At 66.7% G+C, this 904-nt stretch carries 1 protein-coding gene; it reads left to right on the forward strand.

Features of this window, described 5'->3' with window-relative positions; all coding sequences use genetic code 11:
- The coding region (locus C7I84_RS29310) for a formate--tetrahydrofolate ligase (protein WP_120785139.1) at positions 1-904 on the forward strand (904 nt) is incomplete at both ends.

Below are 904 nucleotides of genomic sequence, written 5' to 3' on the forward strand. Positions count from 1 at the left end.
CCGACATCGCGATAGCACGTGCTGCCAAGAAGCTGCCGATCCAGGAGATCGGCGCCCGGATCGGCATTCCATCCGAGCATCTGCTGCCCTACGGCCACGACAAGGCAAAAGTGTCGGCCGAGTTCATCAAGTCGAAGCGCGGCGGCAGGGACGGAAAACTGATCCTGGTGACGGCCATCAACCCGACGCCGGCCGGCGAGGGCAAGACCACCACCACGGTGGGGCTGGGCGACGGGCTGAACCGCATCGGCAGACGCGCGATCGTGTGCATCCGCGAGGCATCGCTCGGGCCCAACTTCGGCGTCAAGGGCGGGGCGGCCGGCGGCGGTTTGGCCCAGGTGGTGCCGATGGAGGACATGAACCTGCACTTCACCGGCGATTTCCACGCCATCACCACCGCCCACAACCTGCTCGCGGCGCTGATCGACAACCACATCTACTGGGGCAACGAGCAGGGCATCGACATCCGCCGCATCGCCTGGCGCCGCGTCATGGACATGAACGACCGGGCGCTGCGCGACATCGTCGTGTCGCTGGGCGGGGTGGCCAACGGCTTTCCGCGCCAGGCCGGCTTCGACATCACGGTCGCCTCGGAGGTCATGGCGATCCTGTGCCTGGCCACCGATTTGAAGGATCTTGAGAAGCGGCTGGGCGACATCATCGTCGCCTACCGGCGCGACAAGAGCCCGGTCCATGCCCGCGACATCAAGGCCGACGGCGCCATGACGGTGCTGCTGAAGGACGCCATGCAGCCCAATCTGGTGCAGACGCTGGAGAACAACCCGGCCTTCGTGCATGGCGGGCCGTTCGCCAACATCGCCCATGGCTGCAACTCGGTGGTGGCCACCACCACGGCGCTGAAGCTCGCCGACTATGTGGTGACGGAGGCCGGCTTCGGCGCCGA

It is taken from the genome of Kumtagia ephedrae (genome assembly GCF_003012745.1).
GTDB lineage: Bacteria > Pseudomonadota > Alphaproteobacteria > Rhizobiales > Rhizobiaceae > Kumtagia > Kumtagia ephedrae.